Origin of the sequence: Streptomyces sp. Je 1-4 4N24 (genome assembly GCF_026239515.1) — a bacterium.
GTDB classification, from domain to species: domain Bacteria; phylum Actinomycetota; class Actinomycetes; order Streptomycetales; family Streptomycetaceae; genus Streptomyces; species Streptomyces nigrescens.
In genome coordinates, this window is sequence record NZ_CP110836.1 from 7,704,818 (window position 1) to 7,721,952 (window position 17,135).

A 17,135-nucleotide genomic window follows, 5' to 3' on the forward strand; every position below is an offset into this window, starting at 1 on the left:
CCATGGCCGGGAAGCGCAGTGCCGGACTGCTGCTGTACCGGGGCACGGCGAGCGGTGTCGAGGTGCTCCTGGCGCACATGGGCGGGCCGTTGTGGGAGCGGCGGGAGGCGGGGGCCTGGTCGGTGCCCAAGGGCGAGTACGTACCACCGGAGGAAGCCTGGGAGGCGGCCCGGCGGGAGTTCGAGGAGGAGCTGGGCATACCGCCTCCCGAAGGGCGCTGTCTCCCGCTGGGCGAGGCCCGCCAGTCGGGCGGCAAGGTGGTGACGGTCTGGGCCGTCGAGAGCGATCTCGATCCGGAGGGGGTGGTGCCCGGCACCTTCGAGATGGAGTGGCCGCGCGGGTCCGGCGTGGTCGGCACCTTCCCGGAGATCGACCGGGTGGCCTGGTGCGGCCCGGACGAGGCGCGAGCGCGGCTGGTGACGGGCCAGCGGGTGTTCCTGGAGCGGCTGGCGCAACGCCTCGCGACCGAGGGCTGACCGCGGGCGCCTCACGCTCCCCGGCTTCACCACCCCGCGGGCGACACGCCACAACTCGCCCTGGACACCTCCGTTCCGCACCCGGCAGTCTGGCGGCGGGGACCGTCCGACCAGGTCCCGAACGGGGGGCCCTGGCGACAGGGTCATGAGCATGCCGCGGGGGCCGCATGTTGCGCATTCACTTCGAAGACCGGGATATCGCGCGGGTACAGATAGCCGACGCACCCGATCCACTGTGGGAAACGGTGCTCGCCCTGCACCATGTCGCACCGGCGGCGCGCGGGGTGCCGGTGTACGGCGCCTGGCGCGTCCGGGCCCGCCGCGAACTGGACGCCCGGGGACTGACCCGCGCCGCCCGGCTGATCAGCGCGCTGGCCCCGGCCGACGCCCGCTACTTCCCGGACTTCCTCACCCCCGACGCGGCCCGCGACGGGCTGGCCGCCGGGCTGGCGGCGCTGCGGGAGACCTCCCCGGTCCGGCTGACCGCGGAATGCGCGCGGGCCGCGCTGCCGGACCGGCTCCCGCGCTGGGCCGCCGCGCTGGCCGCCGGGAGCCGGGAGCCGCTCGGCGAACTGGCCCGCGCGCTGGAGGAGGTGCACCGCGCGGTGATAGCCCCCGACTGGACGGAGGCGGCCGCCACGGTCGACTCCGACCGCGGCGCCCGCGCCCGCGCCCTCTGCCGGGGCGGTGTCGACGGCATGCTCAACAGCCTCCGCCCCGCGCTCTGTTGGGAGCCTCCGGTGCTGTACGTCGACTATCCCCAGGACCGCGATCTGCGGCTGGGCGGGCGCGGGCTGCGGCTGATCCCCTCCCACTTCTGCTGGCGCAGACCCATCGCCCTCGCCGACCCCGGCCTGCCGCCGGTCCTGGTCTACCCCGTGGAACACTCCACGGCCTGGGCGCCGGCCACCACCCGCAGCTGTCATCCGCAGGCGCTGTCCACCCTCCTCGGCCGCACCAGGGCCCGTATCCTCGCCGCGCTCGACGCGCCGACCACCACGGGCGAACTGGCCCGCCGTTTAAGGGTCTCCGCCCCCTCGGCCAGCGAGCACGTGAGCGCACTGCGCGAGGCCAACCTGGCCCGCAGCCGGCGCGACGGCGGCTCGGTCATCCACGCCCTCACCCCGCTCGGCACGGCGCTGCTGCACGGTGAACTCGCCCCCGTACGCCTGCCGCACTGACCGCCGGGGACGCGTCGCCCACCGCCGGAAACGCCCCGGGGCGGTCCGTTCGGACCGGCCCCGGGCCCGGCTCACGGCCGTACCAGGATCTTCCGCCCCTCGCCCGCCCGGAAGCGGCCCAGCGCCTTTGCGTAGTGGTCCAGCGGGAGCCGGTCGCTGATGAAGACCTCCGGGTCCAGGGCGCCCGCCGCGAAGAGTTCCGCGGCCCGTTCATAGCTGTGCAGAACGGCCATCGAGCCGGTGATGGTGATCTCCTGGTTGTAGATGCGGTAGGGCTCGATGGTGGCGCGGGCGGCGTAGTCGGCGACGCCGAACTGGAGGAAGGTGCCGCCCTTGCCGACCCGCCCCAGGGCGTCCTGGATGGCGCGCTCGTTGCCGGTGGCGTCGATGACCACGTCCCAGCCGCGCGGGCGGTCCAGCTCGTCGGCGGAACCGGCCGCGCTACTGCACCCCAGAGTGCGGGCGGTGGCCAGCCGCTGCGGGTTGATGTCGACGACATCGACACCGGCCGCACCGGTGCGCTTGGCGAGTTCGAGCATCATCAGGCCCATCGTGCCCGAGCCGTAGATGAGGACCTGGGTGCCCAACTGCTGGGAGCGCAGGATGTCGTAGCCGCGCACCGCGCAGGAGAGCGGCTCGATCAGCGCCGCGTCCTCGGTACGGATGTGATCGGGCAGCTTGACGCAGTTCCCGACGGGGGCGACGGCGAACTCGGCGGCTCCGCCCGCCGTGGTCACCCCGATGGCGGCCCAGCGCTCACAGAGGTTGTTGCGGCCGATGCGGCAGTAGTGGCACTCGAAGCAGTAGAGCGAGGGGTCGACGGCCACCCGGTCGCCCTCGGCGAGCTCGGTGACGGCGCTGCCGGTCGCCACGACCGTACCGGCGAACTCATGCCCCGGAACGACGGGCAGGGTGGGCGCGAACTCGCCCTGGAGGATGTGCAGATCGGTGCCGCACAGCCCGCAGGCGGCGACGGAGACCACGACCTCGCGGGGTCCGGGCGTCGGGTCCTCGACGGTGGCGACCTCGACCGTGCCGGGGGCGCTGATCACTGCGGCTTTCATTTCACTGCTCCAAGCGACAGGCCCTGGACGAGTTTGTCCTGGGCGGCGAATCCGGCGACGATCACCGGAAGGGAGATGACGGTGGCGGCGGCGCACACCTTGGCCAGGAACAGGCCCTGGCTGGTCACGAGTCCGGTCAGGAACACCGGCGAGGTGCCGGCCACGATGCCGGTCAGAACCCGGGCGAACAGCAGCTCGTTCCAGCTGAAGATGAAGGAGATCAGGGCCGTGGCCGCGATGCCCGGCATGGCGACCGGCGCCACGATCCGGGTCAGGGTGCAGGTCAGCCCCGCACCGTCGATCGAGGCGGCCTCCAGCATCTCCACCGGGACCTCGGCGAGGAACGAGCGCATCATCCACACCGCGATCGGCAGATTCATCGAGGTGTAGAGGAGGACCAGCAGCCAGATGCTGTCCAGCATCCCGGTGTTCTGCGCGACGAGATAGATCGGCAGCAGCCCGGCCACCAGCGGCAGCATCTTCGTGGACAGGAAGAAGAAGAGGACATCGCTCCACTTCCGTACCGGCTTGATGGCGAGGGCGTAGGCGGCGGGCACCGCCAGCAGCAGCACCAGCAGAGTGGCGACGACGGAGGCGGTCAGCGAGTTGATCAGCGGCGGCCAGGGACTGACGCCGCTGCCCGCGCCGAAGAACTCGCGGTAGCCGTGCAGACTCAGCCCGGCGCCGACGCTCGGCGGGTTGGTCGCCGCGTCCGTCTCGCTGTGGAAGGACGTCAGCACCATCCAGGCGACGGGCAGGAAGAAGCCGATCCCGCACAGCCAGGCGGTCAGGCCCAGCAGGCTGCCGGTGCGGCGCCGGCGCCGAGCGGCGGGGGAGCCGGGGCGGCGCGGGGCCAGGGGAGCGCGGTTCATCGGGTGACCTCCTCGCGCAGCAGGGACGAGACGGTACGCAGCGCGAAGGTCGCCACCAGCAGCGAACACAGCACCACCACGACACCCTGCGCGGACGCCCGTCCGTAGTCATGGGCCTGGTAGAACGTCTGGTAGATGGTGTACGGAAGGTTGGCCGTGCCGAGGCCGCCGGACGTGATGGTGAACACCGCGTCGAAGTTCTGCACCACGTACACCGTGCCCAGCAGCGCGGCCAGTTCGAGGTAGCGGCGCAGATGCGGCAGGGTCAGATAGCGGAAGATGTCGAAGGCGGAGGCGCCGTCCATCCGGGCCGCCTCGATGGCGTCCGTCGCCCGGCTCTGCAGCCCGGCCAGCAGGATCAGCATCATGAACGGTGTCCACTGCCAGATCAGCGACACCTCCACCGCGGCCAGCGGCGAGTCGGTCATCCAGTCCGGCTGCGGTGGGTCATCGCTGCCGAACAGCCGCCAGATCCACGTCAGCGAGCCGTTGAGCAGCCCGTACGAGGCGTTGTACAGCGCATGCTTCCACAACAGGGCGGAGGCGACGGGGACGACCAGGAACGGCGTGATGAGCAGCGTGCGGACGATGCCGCGGCCGCGGAAACCACGGTCGAGCAGCAGCGCCAGACCCAGCCCGAGCAGCAGGCTGACCAGCACCACGGTCACGGTCAGCAGCACCGTCGTGCCCACCGAGGCCCGCATCGCCGGATCGGTGAAGACGGCCCGGTAGTTGTCGAGGGCGGCGAAGCCGCGGTTCTCGGGGGCCAGCGCGTTCCAGCGGGTGAAGGAGATCACCACGGTCGCCACGAACGGGAGCTGGGTGACGATGATCAGGAAGACCAGCGCGGGAAGCAGCGGGGCGCGGCGGGCCCAGTCCTTCGCCCGCTCGGTGCGGCGGGCGCGGACCGCGGGGCTGCCGCCGCGGGGTGCGGCGGTCACTTCGGCCGCGGGGGCCGTCTCAGTGGTCCGTATAGGCATCGGACACCTCCTGCGCCGGTCGCCGGCTCTTCTTCAGGGCCTCGGACACGCTCTGCTTCCCGGCGATGGCCGAGCTGATCTCGTGGGAGACCTTGGTGCCCAGGTCGGCGAACTCGGGGATGCCGACGAACTGGATGCCGGGCGCCGGGCGCGGCTGTACGCCGGGGTCGCCCGGCCGGGCGGAGCGGATCGCCCGCTCGGTCGGTCCGGCGAACGCCCCGGACGCCTTGACGTAGGCCGGATCGCGGTAGAGGGAGGCCCGCTTGCCGCCGGGGACCTTCGACCAGCCCAGCTCGCGGCCCACCAGCCGCTCGTAGTCCTTGCCCGAGGCCCAGCGGATGAACTTCCACGCCGCGTCCTGGTGCTTACTGGCCTTCTGTACGCCCCATGCCCAGGTGTAGAGCCAGCCCGCGTCACGGGTCCGCTCCACCGGCGCCGGTGCGTAGCCGACCTTGCCCGCGACCTTGGACTCGGCGCTCTCCAGCGAACCGGCGCCGGCCGTCGCGTCGTACCACATGGCGACCTTGCCCTGCTGCATGTCGTTGAGGCACTCGGTGTAGCCGGCCTGCGGGGCGCCCGCCTCACCGTGCTTGCGGACCAGGTCGACATAGAACCGGGTGGCCCGGGTGAATTCCGGGCTGTCGACCTTCGGCTGCCAGTCCTTGGTGAACCAGGTGCCGCCGAAGGTGTTGACGACGGTGGACAGCGGGGCGGCCAGCTGTCCCCAGCCCGGCTGGCCGCGCAGACAGATCCCCTTCATGCCCTTGCGGAAGCCGTCCAACTTGGCTGCCAGGGCGGCCACTTGGTGCCAGGTGGGACGTGCGGGCATGGTCAGCCCGGCCTCCTTGAGGAGGTCCTTGCGGTACATCAGGAACGAGGACTCGCCGTAGAAGGGCTGTGCGTAGATCTTGCCGTCGGCGGCCGTGAGGGAGGAGCGGACCGGGGGGAGGATGTCGCCCTGGTCGAAGGCGCGGTCCTTGGCGGCACGGGTGCCCAGCTCGGTCAGCCAGCCGTTGCGGGCGTAGATGGGCGTCTCGTAGTTGCTGACGCTCGCCACGTCGTACTGCCCGGCCTGGCTGGAGAAGTCCTGGCTCATCTTGTCGCGCAGATCGTCCTCCGGCAGCACGGTGAAGTTGACCTTGATGCCGGTCTCCTTGGTGAAGTGCTCGGCGGTGAGCCGCTGCAGATCCACCATCTGCGGGTTGTTGACCATCAGGACGTTGATGCTGTGGCGGCTCTCGTTGCCCGCGTCACCGGCGCCGCGGTAGCAGCCGGTGGTGGACAGGGCCAGGGCGACGGCGAGGGCGGTCAGCACTGGGGAGCGGCCGCCGCGGCCTGGTCCGGGGGGTCGTGCTCTCACGGCTCGTACCTTTCTGGGGACAAGAGGGACGCGCATGTCCGGCGAATGCCGCACAAGCGGCGGTTCCAGGGCGTACTGCGCCGTTCCGCGGGTACGCCCGGGGGCCGCCCGACGGCCGGCGGTGCGGGCCCGGCCTTCGGCGGTCTGCTGTGGGGGATGTGGTGCCGCGGTGCGGGGCCGGTCGTCCGGCGGCCCCGGCCGCGGTCAGACCCGGAGCACCTGCGGCCCCAGGAGCGAGTAGCGATGCGCCTCCGGTGCGGACAGCCCCGCGTCGGTGACGATCGTGTCGAAATCACGTACCTCGGCGAACCGGCAGAAGCTGCTGGCGCCGAATTTGCTGTGCACCCCGACCAGCACCCGCCGCCGCGAGGAGCGGACGGCCTGCTCCTTCACCTCGGCGACCGCCGGATCCGGGGTGGTCAGACCGTGCTCCCGGGAGACGCCGTTCGCCCCCAGGAACGCCAGGTCGATCACGAAGCGGGCGAGCATGTCCCGGGCCCAGGACCCGACCGTCGCCTGGGTCCCGGAGCGGACCCGGCCGCCGGCCAGCAGCACGGTGGTCGATTCGCAGGCCGCGACCAGCGAGGCGGTCCGCAGCGATGCGGTGATCACGGTCAGCGGTCGGTCGGTGGGCAGCAGCGTGGCGACCAGCTCAGGGGTGTAGCCCTCGTCGACGAATACCGTCTCGGCCTCGCCGACCAGCGCCGCGGCGGCCGCCGCGATCCGGCGCTTCTCGTCCACCTGCAGGGTCTCCCGCCGGGCCAGCGTGGTCTCGAACCCGGCGCTCTCGACCGGATACGCCGCGCCGTGCGTACGCCGGACCAGGCCCCGGCGCTCCAGCTCGCTCAGATCGCGCCGGACGGTCTCGCGGGCGACCCCGAACTCCGACGCGGCCTCGGCGACCTCGACCCGGCCGGACTGCCGGGCGAGCGCGAGGATGCGTTGTTGGCGTTCCTCGGCCCTCATGGCTCACTCCTGCCGCTTTCTGTGTGCTTCGGTCTGCGTTCGGTCACGGAGCTGCCCGTTTCCGCCCGCATCAGGTTTATAGCAACCGGAGCGGCACCAAAGGCTGCCCGTAACAGCAAAAAACCTGACCGTTTCTGCCCGCTTCAGGGCCCTGTCAGCTTGGCGCATGCACGAACGGGTGCCCGTACGGCACGTGGGGAGGGTCCGTACGGGCGCGGTGGGCCGGGGCGGCGTCCGGGGCGGCCCGTTGTGCGCCGGCGGGACACCGCGGTGGTGCAGCCGACGACGGCGCTTAGTCTGGACGGCATGAGCTCGGAGATGCGGTCGTTGGCGGTCACTGCGATCGTGCAGGCGGAAGAGTGCGCGGTACTGCGGGTGAGCGGAGAGCTGGACCTCCGCACTGAGCAGGCATTTCTCGCCGAGGCACGGTCGGTGGTCTCGGCCGGCCACCGCTTTCTGGTGCTCGATCTGACCGCGCTGCGCTTCTGCGACTCACGGGGGCTGAGCTGCCTGCTCGCCCTGGAATGGCTCTGCCGGCGCCTGGAGGGCAGGCTCCTGCTGGCCTCGCTCGGCGTCCGGATGCTGCGGCTGCTGATCGGCACCCAGTCCCTCAACGTCTTCTCCTGCTACCCCACCGTCGGCCATGCGCTGACCGCGGTCCCCGACGCCAGCCGCCCGGCGTGGCCGCCCGCGATGGACGATCCGTCCGCGGAGAAGGACGACTCCTGAGAACGGCGGATCGGCCGACCGGACAGGGGCTGTAGTTACTCGGCCCGGCCGAGGTCCCGGACGAGGGTGGGCGAGGGGCGGGGGATCTCACCGAAATCCTCGTCGTCGCTGTCCACGACGAGACGGTTGATCACATTCTCCAGAACGGTCGGCAGGGTCGGGGCGAGCCCGCTGTGCCACTGGACCAGGAGGTTGTGCCGGGCCGCGTCCGGCAGCAGCTGCTTCTCGTCGAACGCGGCCACCGAGCGGCGCTCCTCGTCCGGCGCATGGGCCGCCTGCTCGCGCCAGTAGGCGGCGTCGCGGTACTCGCCGTTGCGGCGGTGCGAGAGATACAGGCAGTAGGCGGCCGTCCGGCTGCCGGCGCCGGCACCGAAGTGCCACCAGAAGTGCGCCGCGTCGGTGCGCCCGGTGATGTGCAGCAGACAGGCGAAGACCAGCGCGCCCTCGGGGTCGATGTGATGGTCGTTGACCAGCCGTTCCAGGCTCGCCGCTGCAGCCGCGGCATTGACGACCAGCGCACACGCCAACTGGAGCTCATGGGTGGCCTCGTCGCGGGCGCTGGGATAGGTGCTGGGCGCGCCCTGGTCGGCCCGGGCCGGCCGCACCGCCGTCGGCGGGCCGCCCGCGGCCGTGGCTCCCGCGTGCGGGGACGCGCCGAGGCCGCAGAGCGCCCCCGCGTCATCGAGGTCGCAGAATCCGGCCAGGTCATCGATGCCGGACACCGCCGCGGCCGCGCTGAGCAGCGTCTCGACGGTCTCCCGGCGGTCGGCGGGACGGGTGTGCCACATGGTCAGTTCCCCCTTGTATTCCCCTGGTCGATGCCGAGCGCGGCGGCGAGCTTGCGCTTGCCGCGGCTCGCATAGGAGCGGACGGTGACTTCGTCGACGCCGAGCAGCGAGCCGATCTGTGCGTCGCTGTATCCGATGACATGGCGCAGCACGATCACATCGCACTGCCGCTCCGGCAGCCGGGCGATGGCCGCGTACAGCCCCAACTGGCTCTCCAGCATGGCGAATTGCTGCTGGCACTCCCGCAGCAGGGCATGGGTGACGACGGCGAAGGCGGCGGTTTCGGTGAGCGCGGTGGGCTGGTGGTGGTCGTACAGCCACTCCACGACGCGTTCCTTGAGCACCGACCAGGCGTACGCCTCCACCGACGCCTGCCGCAGCGCATGCGGCCACAGCCGGCTGAGCTGCCCGTACGCCGCCCGGGTCACCTCACGGGCCGCGGCCTCGCTGCCCGTGTGCAGATAGGCGTAGGTCAGCCACTTGCGCGCATGCGTGGCCAGGAACGCCTCGAAGGTGATCGACAGCCGGCGGTCGAACGGGTCCGGCGCGGACTCCGGGAGCGCACAGCGGGCAAGTGGGCCTAACTCCGCGGTACGGACATGCGCCGGAGCGCACGCCGGTGGCGGTCGGTCCCGGTCTGCACTCACGAGCCGTCCTCGTTCCGTTTGCCGTGCACCGAGCCGGGCGCCGAGGCACCGGCGGCAGCGGGAGAGCGGTTGCCCTCACCTTCCAATGAACCGGAAAGCGGGCCCTTTTGTGGCATCGGTGGGGCAAAAATCTGCCGCTGCGTATTCATATGACTACGCATGACAGTGGCATGTGACCGCCCATGACGGTGGCATGGCCGTCCGCCATGACCCCGCCGGTGCGCTCCGGCGCGACCCGGGACATATGAGGCAGTGCTCTCCAACGGCCGGGCGTGCGACGGTGATTGATGCGCTGCCCGGGGCGCGCGCGGCTCACGGAACGGGCATCATGGTGCGCGGGGGAGGCGCCGGGCGGACGCCGTATTGGGGAGGCTGCGCACGATGAGCGAGCACGATTCCGTGGTGGACCTACGGCTGGACCGGGCCCACTCGTCCCGGATCTATGACTACTTCCTGGGCGGCAAGACCAACTTCCTGGCCGACCGGATGGCCGCCGGAAGTGTGCTGGGCGTCTTCCCCGCCGCGCTGGTCGCCGCCCGTATCAACCGCGAGTTCATGCACCGCGCCACCCGTGCCCTCGCCGCCTCCGGTCTGCGGCAGTTCCTCGACATCGGCACCGGCATCCCCACCCCGCCGAACCTCCACGACATCGCCCAGGGCATCGCCCCCGACGCCCGGGTCGTCTACACCGACAACGACCCGATCGTCCTCGCGCACGCCGCGGCGTTGCTGATCGGCACCGCCGAGGGCCGTACGGCATACGTCCAGGCCGACGTCAACGACCCCGAGGGCATCCTCACCGCGCCCCAGCTCCTCGACACCCTCGACCTCACCCACCCGGTCGCGCTCAGCCTGAACGCGCTGATGCACTTCGTCCCCGACGACGGCCAGGACCGCGCCCACACCATCGTCGAGACCCTCAAGGCCGCGCTGCCCAGCGGCAGCGCCCTGGCGTTGAGCCATGCGACACCGGACTTCAGCCCCGAGGCGATGCAGAAGATCATCGAGATCTACGGTGATGCGGGCACCCGGCTCCAGTTCCGCTCCCGCGCCGAGGTCCTGCGCTTCTTCGACGGCTGGGAGCTGCTGGAACCGGGCGTCACGCTCTCCCACCAGTGGCGCCCCGACAGTCCCGAGGACGCCACCCATGTCACCGACGCGGAGGCCGCCTGTTACGCGGGCGTCGCCCGCAAACCCTGAGCGGGGCCGGCGGCCTCTCACGCGGCGTCCCTCACTCCTTGCGGTAGCCGTACGCCTCCCCGGCCGCCGCCGCGACCGCGTCCAGATCCGCCCCGGCCGACGCGGTGACCACGGCGGCCACCGCACCCTCCACGAACGGCGCGTCCACCAGCCGTGCGCCCTCGGGGAGTTCGTCCCCCTCGGCGATCAGCGCCTTGACGGTCAGCACGGCGCTGCCCAGATCGACCAGGATCGCCACGCCCGCACCACGGTCCACCGTCCGCGCCGCCTCGGTGATCAGCTCCGCACTCGTACCGAGACCGCCGTCCGGGGTACCGCCCGCGGCGGCCACCGGCACCGTGCCACCGCCCCCGGCCAGCCCGACCGCAAGCGTCGCCACCGAGTCCGCGACCGGCCCGCTGTGCGAGACCAGCACCACCCCGACCGGCGCACTCCCGCCGCCGGCCGCACCGCCCGAGGTCTGCGCGCTCACTTCGCCACCTCCGCGAGTGCCGCGAACAGCAGCGCCGAGGACGTCGCCCCCGGATCCTGATGCCCGATGCTGCGTTCCCCCAGATAGCTCGCCCGGCCCTTTCTGGCCTGCATCGGTACGGTCGCCAGCGCACCCTCCTCGGAGGCCGTGGCCGCCGCGTCGAAGGAGGCACTCAGCGCCACGACGCCCGGCGTCAGCGCATCGAGCATCGTCTTGTCACCCGGCGCCGAACCGCCGAGCTGCCCCACCGCGGTCACCCCGGCGGCCAGCGCCGCGCGCAGTTCCTCCACCGAGACCTGCGGCGCCTCGCCCAGCGTCTTGCCGGCGCGCCGCAGCAGCGTCCCGTAGAGCGGACCGGACGCCCCGCCCACACTGGAGATCAACTGCCGTCCGGCGGCGATGAGCACGGCACCGGGCGTCGCCGGCGGCTCCGTTTCCAGCACCTTGACCACGGCCGCAAAGCCGCGCTGCATGTTCCTTCCGTGGTCGGCGTCACCGATGGGGGAGTCCAGCTCGGTGAGCCGGTCGGCCTCCCGGTCGATGACGGCGGCCGCCGCCGTCATCCAGCGTACGAAGAACGCGGCATCCAGCACCGTTTCGGACACGGACCACTCTCCTTGGTTGTTCAGGCACTGAGCAAGAAAGCGACAGGGACAGGGGATGTACAGGGGATACGGGTACGGAGGGAGCGCTCACCGTCCCCAGCGGAGCCCCGCCGTCTGCACCGGCGCGTCCCACAGCCGCAACAGCTCCCCGTCGACCTGGCACAGCGTCACCGAGCAGCCCGCCATGTCCAGCGACGTCACGTAGTTCCCGACGAGCGTACGGGCCACCGCCACGCCCCGCTCGTCGAGCACCCGGCGGACCTCCGCATTGAATCCGTACAGCTCCAGCAGCGGTGTGGCCCCCATGCCGTTGACCAGCACCAGCACCGGCAGCCTGGGGTCCAGGTCCTCCAGGATCGCGTCCACCGCGAAGTCCGCGATCTCGCGCGAGGTCATCATCGCGCGGCGCTCCCGCCCCGGCTCGCCGTGGATCCCGACGCCCAACTCCAGCTCCCCGGCCGGGAGATCGAACGTCGGGCTGCCCTTCGCCGGGGTCGTACAGGCGCTCAGCGCCACCCCGAAGCTCCGCGACGACGCCACGACCTGCCGGGCCAGCGCCTCCACCCGCTCCAGCGGCATGCCCTCCTCGGCCGCGGCGCCGGCGATCTTCTCCACGAAGAGCGTCGCCCCGGTGCCGCGCCGCCCCGCCGTGAACGTCGAGTCGGTGACCGCGACATCGTCATCGATGAGCACGCTGGCCACCTGCACCCCCTCGTCCTCCGCCAGCTCCGCCGCCATCTGGAAGTTGAGGACGTCCCCGGTGTAGTTCTTCACGAGGAACAGCACGCCATGGCCACTGTCCACGGCCGCCGCGGCCCGCACCATCTGATCGGGCACCGGCGAGGTGAAGACCTCGCCCGGACAGGCGGCATCCAGCATGCCGGGCCCGACGAACCCCCCGTGCAGCGGCTCATGCCCACTGCCACCCCCGGACACCAGCGCCACCTTCTCCGCCACCGGCGCGTCCCGCCGCACGATCACCCGGTTCTCGGCATCCACCACCAGCTCCGGGTGCGCCGCCGCCATCCCACGCAGCGCATCTGCGACCACGGTTTCGGCGACGTTGATCAGCATCTTCATGAGTACCTCCTGGTGAGCTGGGCAATCAGGTCGCTGACCGGCGTTTTCCCAGGTCAGGCTGTGGTGATGCATAGCTATTGATCTTGACGGTCTCCGGGCGGCGGGGGAAGGGTTCCGACAGTACGGATGCCGACTTCATGCTGACTCTCCTGATGGGCTGCCAGGTACGTCCCGCGGCCTCGGACACGACTGGACCAGGTGGTTCCAGTATCGGACCGTGAACGTGCCGGCGGCATTGTTACGTACGGGTGTCGTCTCGCTGCGTGTGGTGTTCACGTCGGGGAGCCGACGGCTCGGTCCCTCGGGGGCGCGGCAGGCCTCGCACAGGTGTCGAGCGGCAGTTCCAACAGCTTCCTGATCCTCTTGCTTGAACGTCCAGCGCAGTTCGGCCAAGGGCCGCGCATCGGCGGGTCGGGCCGGGCGCACGGTGAAGTCTGTGGTCATGAGGTGAGTTTCGCGTCTGCAGGCTGGTGAGGTCAGGTCACCGCGGGCACCGAGCTTCTTCCGGCGGTGGGTGTGGGCGGCACGGCCTCGAAGAGGTGGGTCAGCCGGCAGGGGCGTACCCCAGTTCCCTGGCCCAGCCGAGCAATTCGGGGTCGTCCAGGCCGGCGCCCAGCCAGTCGTGGTCGAGGTCGGTCCCGGGAAGGGACGGTACGACCGCGATCGAGAGTCCGGCGGCACGGGCCGCGGAGATGCCCGTGGCCGAGTCCTCGAAGGCGACGGAACGCTCCGGGGCTGCACCGAGTGCCTCACATGCCGTGAGGTAGAGGTCTGGTGCGGGCTTGGGGGAGCGCACCTCGTCGGCGGCGAACGAGTGGGTGATGTATGCGGCGAGGCCGGCCGATTCCAGTGCCGTGTCCAGCAGTTCCCGGGGGCTGTTGCTGGCGACGGCTATGGGCACGGCGGCCCGGCAGGCGCGCACCAGCTCCGCCGCGCCGGGGAGGGCGGCGGCGCCGTGGGCCAGCTCCTTGCGGACCCGTGCGAGGAGTTCGGTGGCGAGTTCGGCACCGGCCCCGGGCCGTCCGAAGTAGTGCGCCATGGCCTCTCCCGCGGCCTCCACGGTACGGCCGATGACCAGCGCTTTCTGTTCTGGGCCGAAGGTGTGGCCGTGCGCGGCGAAAAGGGCCGTTTCCGCGACGGTCCAGCAGGGTTCGGTGTCGACCAGCAGGCCGTCACAGTCGAAGACCACGGCCTCCGCGCTGGTGGGGAGCGAGCCCATGTAGGGGTCCTTTCACTTCGGGTGTGTTGGTTGCTGTTCAGGGGGCGGCGGCGCCGGTCGGCAGGGGCTGACACCGTCGTGGAGACGCCGGCCTGCGGCCTTGCTTCTCGTCGGCCTGCGCCTTACTCCCCGAGCGCGAGGCGCAGGCCGAAGGCGGCGATGACCGTACCGGTGAGGCGGTCGAGAACGCGGCGCGCGGAGGGTCGTTGCAGGCGGTCCCGGAGCGCCTGCGCGAGGGTGATCAGCGCGCAGGCCCACATGACGGCCAGAAGGATGTGCACACCGGCCAGGAGCACGCCCGCAGTGAGATGCGAGGCGTCAGGGGGGATGAACTGCGGGAGCACCGCGACGTAGAAGGCGCCCATCTTCGGGTTGAGGAGATTGGTCGCCAGGCCCTGGCGCCAGCCGCCGAGCAGGGTGCCGTCGCTGCCTTTCCCGGTCTTGGTCTCGGCGCCGCTCCCGGCAGACTCCGGGCGCTCGTCGACCGCGCCGCGGCGCCAGGTGGACCACAACAGCCTGCCGCCCATCCACACCAGATACGCGGCCCCGGCCCAGCGCAGCGTCTCGTAGGCGAGGTGAGAGGCGGTCAGCAGCGCGGTGATGCCGAGCGAGGTGAGTACGCCCCAGACCAGGGTGCCGCTCTGGATTCCGAGGACCACGCCCCAGGCGCGACGACGGTTCCCGAGTGCGGCAGTGCGCAGGACGAGCGCGGTGTCCAGGCCGGGGGTGAGGGTGAGCAGTCCCACCATCAGAGCGAAAGTCCACAAGGCGTCCATGGCGATCATGGACGCTGACCCTACGTCGGGAGTCGCGGAACATCTACTTTTCTGCCCGGAATCGGGCAGGAATTGAGCTTGGGGTGGGGTGGGGGTGTGCTGTGGAGGGGCGAGTGGCGAGTGGCCGTGTCACCAGGCTGAGCGGCGGGCTCCGTGGCAGGTGGGCGGGCTGATGCGTACGACAGGCCCGGGACGTCGGGTGAGTCGTGTGAGGGGTGCAACAGGGGGTTTGCGCAGGTGGGGCACAACCATTTCCGGTCGTCGGCTGTCCCACTCCCCGTCACGAAAACTTCAGGCCTCCGTCTTGAGGCCGACACCTTCGAGGAGCACCGCCGCCATGCCCGAGACGGGCCTCAGATCCGCCCCGCGGTTCAGCATCATCGTTCCGGTTTACAACGTGCAGGGCTATCTCCGTGCGTGCCTGGACTCGTTGCTGGCGCAGGACTTCACCGACTTCGAGGTCATCGCGGTCGACGACTGCTCGCCGGACCGCAGCGGGGAGATCCTGGCGGAGTTCGCCGCCCTCGACCCGCGGGTGATCCACGTACGCCACGAGGAGAACGGCGGCATCGGCGCGGCCCGGAACACCGGCGTGGAGCGGGCGCGCGGGGACTACCTGCTGTTCCTCGACAGTGATGACACCTATACCCCGGGCGCGCTGCGGGCCATGGCCGACCGTCTGGGGGCGTCGGAGGACCCGGACCTCCTGCTCTTCGATCATGTGCGTACCTACTGGTGGCACGCGGTCAAGCCGAGTGCCGTCCGGGAACTCCTCGCCGAGGCCGGGGCGGACGTCTTCAATCCCGCCGAGCGCACCGAGTTCCTGCAGATGTTCGCGGTGGTGTGGAACCGGGCGTTCCGGCGTGACTTCTTCGTGGACAACGGCTTCCGGTACACCGACGGGCTCTACGAGGACGCCCTGATGGTCTACACGACCATGCTCACCGCCGAGCGTGCCGTGTGCCTGGACCACGCCTGTGTGGAATACCGCCAGCGCCGCCACGGCAATTCCATGAAGACGCCGGGCCGGAAGCACTTCACGATATTCGAGCAGTACCAGCGGCTCTTCGACTTTCTCGACGGCCGGCCGGACCTCGATCATCTGCGGCCGCTGTTCTTCGAGCGTATGGTCAGCCACTTCCTGTTCACCGGCGCGCGCGAGAGCCGGGTGGTCGTCCAGGACCGTCCGGAATTCTTCCGTCGTGCCGTGGAGATGTACCGGCGGCACAAGCCCGCCGGATTCACTCCGCCCCCGGAGGTCGACGCCCTGCAGTTCCAGGCGCTGGAACGCGGTTCGTACCGTGTGTTCCAGGCCCTGAACCTGGTGAGCCGTACCCGTCAGCGCGGGCAGCAGCGTTTGCGCAAGGCCCAGCGTGCGATGAGCAAGCGGGCCTCGACGCGTTTCTACCGGATGCAGCTGAAGCGTCCCATCGACCAGAATCTCGCTGTCTTCAGCGCCTACTGGAACCGCACTCCGTCCTGCAATCCGCTCGCAGTCTACGAAAAGGCCAAGGAGCTGGCCCCGCATCTGCACGGGGTGTGGGTCGTGCGCGAGGACGTCGTGGACACGGTGCCGGACGGTATGGACCATGTCGTCGTCAACACCCAGCGCTACTGGGAATTGATGGCGCGGGCGAAGTACTTCGTCAACAACGTCAACTTCGCCGACGACGTGGTCAAGCGCAAGGGCCAGGTCCATATCCAGACCCACCACGGTACTCCGCTCAAGCGGATGGGGATCGACCAGCAGAAGTACCCGGCCGCCGCCAAGGGAATGAGCATGCGCAAGCTGCTCGAACGCGCCGACCGCTGGGACCTGTCGGTCTCCTCGAACCAGCACACCAGCGAGCAGTGGGAGCGGGTCTACCCCTGCGGCTTCACCTCGATCGACGCCGGCTATCCGCGCAATGACGTGTTCTTCCGGACCGGGGCCCGGGAAATACGGGAAATCCGTGACCGGCTGGGGATCGCACCGGGCAGCACGGCGGTTCTCTACGCCCCGACGGTGCGCGACTACCAGGTCGGTTATGTGCCGCAGCTGGACCTGGAGAAAATCACCCGCGAACTCGGCCCGGACATCGTCCTGCTGGTCCGTACGCACTACTTCTACGGCCAGAACCCGCAGCTGCAGGAGCTCCAGGAGCAGGGTGCGCTGATCGATGTCTCCCGGCACCCCTCGGTCGAGGAGCTGTGCCTCGCCGCGGACGCGCTGATCACGGACTACTCGTCGATCATGTTCGACTACGCCAACCTCGACCGGCCGATCATCAACTACGCCGATGACTGGGAGACCTACGTCCGCTCCCGCGGTGTCACCTTCGACCTGCTGTCAGGAAAGCCGGGAGACACCCCCGGGGTCGTCGCCACCACCGAGGACGAGCTGATCGAGGCGTTCCGCGGAGGCCGCTGGAAGGGCGCCGAGGCCGCCGAGCTGCGTGCCGCTTTCCGCGCCCGTTTCTGCATGTGGGACGACGGCCACGCCGCCGAGCGGGTGGTCAACCGGGCCTTCCTCGGCAGCCAGGACCTGACCCCGGCCCCTCTTCCGCTGTCCGCGCGCACCGTCGCGCCTGCCCCGCACGAGGCCGAGCGCACCGCGGAGGGCGTCGTCCTCGCGTCCGGGGCGGACGCCTCTTCCGGCCGGCCGGAAGTCGAGCTGACCAGCTGACGGAGTGGTGCGCCGGTCCGGAGCACGGGCCGGCGCCACGCTCAGGTGTGAGCAG

At 70.8% G+C, this 17,135-nt stretch carries 17 protein-coding genes; 5 read left to right on the forward strand and 12 right to left on the reverse strand.

What is annotated here, in order from left to right; genetic code table 11:
* Positions 1–2: 2 nt before the first annotated feature.
* Together SLV14N_RS33735 and SLV14N_RS33740 are read left to right on the forward strand one after the other, a co-directional pair.
* The gene (locus SLV14N_RS33735) at positions 3–476 is read left to right on the forward strand and encodes an NUDIX domain-containing protein (RefSeq protein ID WP_208686193.1); all 474 of its coding nucleotides are present in this window, start codon (positions 3–5) and stop codon (positions 474–476) included.
* A 167-nt stretch (positions 477–643) separates the two neighbouring features.
* Positions 644–1,657: a winged helix-turn-helix domain-containing protein gene (locus tag SLV14N_RS33740; protein ID WP_208686195.1), complete on the forward strand. Its 1,014-nt coding sequence runs from the start codon at positions 644–646 to the stop codon at positions 1,655–1,657.
* 71 nt (positions 1,658–1,728) lie between these two features.
* On the opposite strand, the gene SLV14N_RS33745 is transcribed toward SLV14N_RS33740, so the two are convergent.
* The 5 genes from SLV14N_RS33745 to SLV14N_RS33765 form a co-directional block, all read right to left on the reverse strand.
* Positions 1,729–2,721: a zinc-dependent alcohol dehydrogenase family protein gene (locus SLV14N_RS33745; RefSeq protein WP_208686197.1), complete on the reverse strand. Its 993-nt coding sequence runs from the start codon at positions 2,719–2,721 to the stop codon at positions 1,729–1,731.
* Positions 2,718–3,593: a carbohydrate ABC transporter permease gene (locus SLV14N_RS33750; protein ID WP_208686199.1), complete on the reverse strand. Its 876-nt coding sequence runs from the start codon at positions 3,591–3,593 to the stop codon at positions 2,718–2,720. The genes SLV14N_RS33745 and SLV14N_RS33750 overlap by 4 nt, the downstream gene beginning before the upstream one ends.
* The gene (locus tag SLV14N_RS33755; RefSeq protein ID WP_208686201.1) at positions 3,590–4,573 is read right to left on the reverse strand and encodes a carbohydrate ABC transporter permease; all 984 of its coding nucleotides are present in this window, start codon (positions 4,571–4,573) and stop codon (positions 3,590–3,592) included. Before SLV14N_RS33755 ends, SLV14N_RS33750 begins: the two co-directional genes overlap by 4 nt.
* The gene (locus tag SLV14N_RS33760; protein ID WP_259670808.1) at positions 4,554–5,888 is read right to left on the reverse strand and encodes a sugar ABC transporter substrate-binding protein; all 1,335 of its coding nucleotides are present in this window, start codon (positions 5,886–5,888) and stop codon (positions 4,554–4,556) included. Before SLV14N_RS33760 ends, SLV14N_RS33755 begins: the two co-directional genes overlap by 20 nt.
* A gap of 249 nt (positions 5,889–6,137) precedes the next feature.
* Positions 6,138–6,899, reverse strand: coding sequence for a DeoR/GlpR family DNA-binding transcription regulator (locus tag SLV14N_RS33765; RefSeq protein WP_263272415.1), 762 nt, complete (start codon positions 6,897–6,899; stop codon positions 6,138–6,140).
* 306 nt (positions 6,900–7,205) lie between these two features.
* Between SLV14N_RS33765 and SLV14N_RS33770 the strand changes: the two genes are divergently transcribed.
* Entirely contained in the window at positions 7,206–7,628 is a 423-nt protein-coding gene (locus tag SLV14N_RS33770) for an STAS domain-containing protein (RefSeq protein ID WP_259670592.1), read from the forward strand.
* A 35-nt stretch (positions 7,629–7,663) separates the two neighbouring features.
* On the opposite strand, the gene SLV14N_RS33775 is transcribed toward SLV14N_RS33770, so the two are convergent.
* Positions 7,664–8,416: a hypothetical protein gene (locus SLV14N_RS33775; RefSeq protein ID WP_263272416.1), complete on the reverse strand. Its 753-nt coding sequence runs from the start codon at positions 8,414–8,416 to the stop codon at positions 7,664–7,666.
* A 2-nt stretch (positions 8,417–8,418) separates the two neighbouring features.
* On the reverse strand, positions 8,419–9,063 hold the full coding sequence (locus SLV14N_RS33780; protein ID WP_208686206.1) for an RNA polymerase sigma factor: 645 nt from the start codon (positions 9,061–9,063) through the stop codon (positions 8,419–8,421).
* 381 nt (positions 9,064–9,444) lie between these two features.
* Here SLV14N_RS33780 and SLV14N_RS33785 point away from each other — a divergent pair, with 381 nt between their 5' ends.
* Positions 9,445–10,263 (forward strand): SAM-dependent methyltransferase, encoded by an 819-nt coding sequence (locus SLV14N_RS33785; protein WP_263272417.1) that lies wholly within the window; start codon positions 9,445–9,447, stop codon positions 10,261–10,263.
* A 31-nt stretch (positions 10,264–10,294) separates the two neighbouring features.
* Here the strand turns inward: SLV14N_RS33785 and SLV14N_RS33790 are convergent, their stop codons facing one another.
* From SLV14N_RS33790 to SLV14N_RS33810, 5 genes are all read right to left on the reverse strand, one after another.
* Positions 10,295–10,735, reverse strand: coding sequence for a PTS-dependent dihydroxyacetone kinase phosphotransferase subunit DhaM (locus SLV14N_RS33790; protein WP_263272418.1), 441 nt, complete (start codon positions 10,733–10,735; stop codon positions 10,295–10,297).
* The gene (dhaL, locus tag SLV14N_RS33795) at positions 10,732–11,328 is read right to left on the reverse strand and encodes a dihydroxyacetone kinase subunit DhaL (RefSeq protein WP_208688225.1); all 597 of its coding nucleotides are present in this window, start codon (positions 11,326–11,328) and stop codon (positions 10,732–10,734) included. The genes SLV14N_RS33790 and dhaL overlap by 4 nt, the downstream gene beginning before the upstream one ends.
* A gap of 99 nt (positions 11,329–11,427) precedes the next feature.
* Complete coding sequence (gene dhaK, locus SLV14N_RS33800) at positions 11,428–12,420, reverse strand: dihydroxyacetone kinase subunit DhaK (RefSeq protein WP_208686212.1); 993 nt, start codon at positions 12,418–12,420, stop codon at positions 11,428–11,430.
* Between the two features lie 544 nt (positions 12,421–12,964).
* Positions 12,965–13,639: an HAD family phosphatase gene (locus SLV14N_RS33805; RefSeq protein ID WP_263272419.1), complete on the reverse strand. Its 675-nt coding sequence runs from the start codon at positions 13,637–13,639 to the stop codon at positions 12,965–12,967.
* A gap of 122 nt (positions 13,640–13,761) precedes the next feature.
* Positions 13,762–14,415 carry a LysE family translocator gene (locus SLV14N_RS33810; RefSeq protein ID WP_221174769.1) on the reverse strand — a complete coding sequence of 218 codons (654 nt, stop codon included), beginning with the start codon at positions 14,413–14,415 and terminating at the stop codon, positions 13,762–13,764.
* 337 nt (positions 14,416–14,752) lie between these two features.
* Between SLV14N_RS33810 and SLV14N_RS33815 the strand changes: the two genes are divergently transcribed.
* Positions 14,753–17,080, forward strand: a complete 2,328-nt coding sequence (locus SLV14N_RS33815) for a CDP-glycerol:glycerophosphate glycerophosphotransferase (RefSeq protein WP_263272420.1) — start codon at positions 14,753–14,755, stop codon at positions 17,078–17,080.
* Positions 17,081–17,135: the final 55 nt, after the last annotated feature.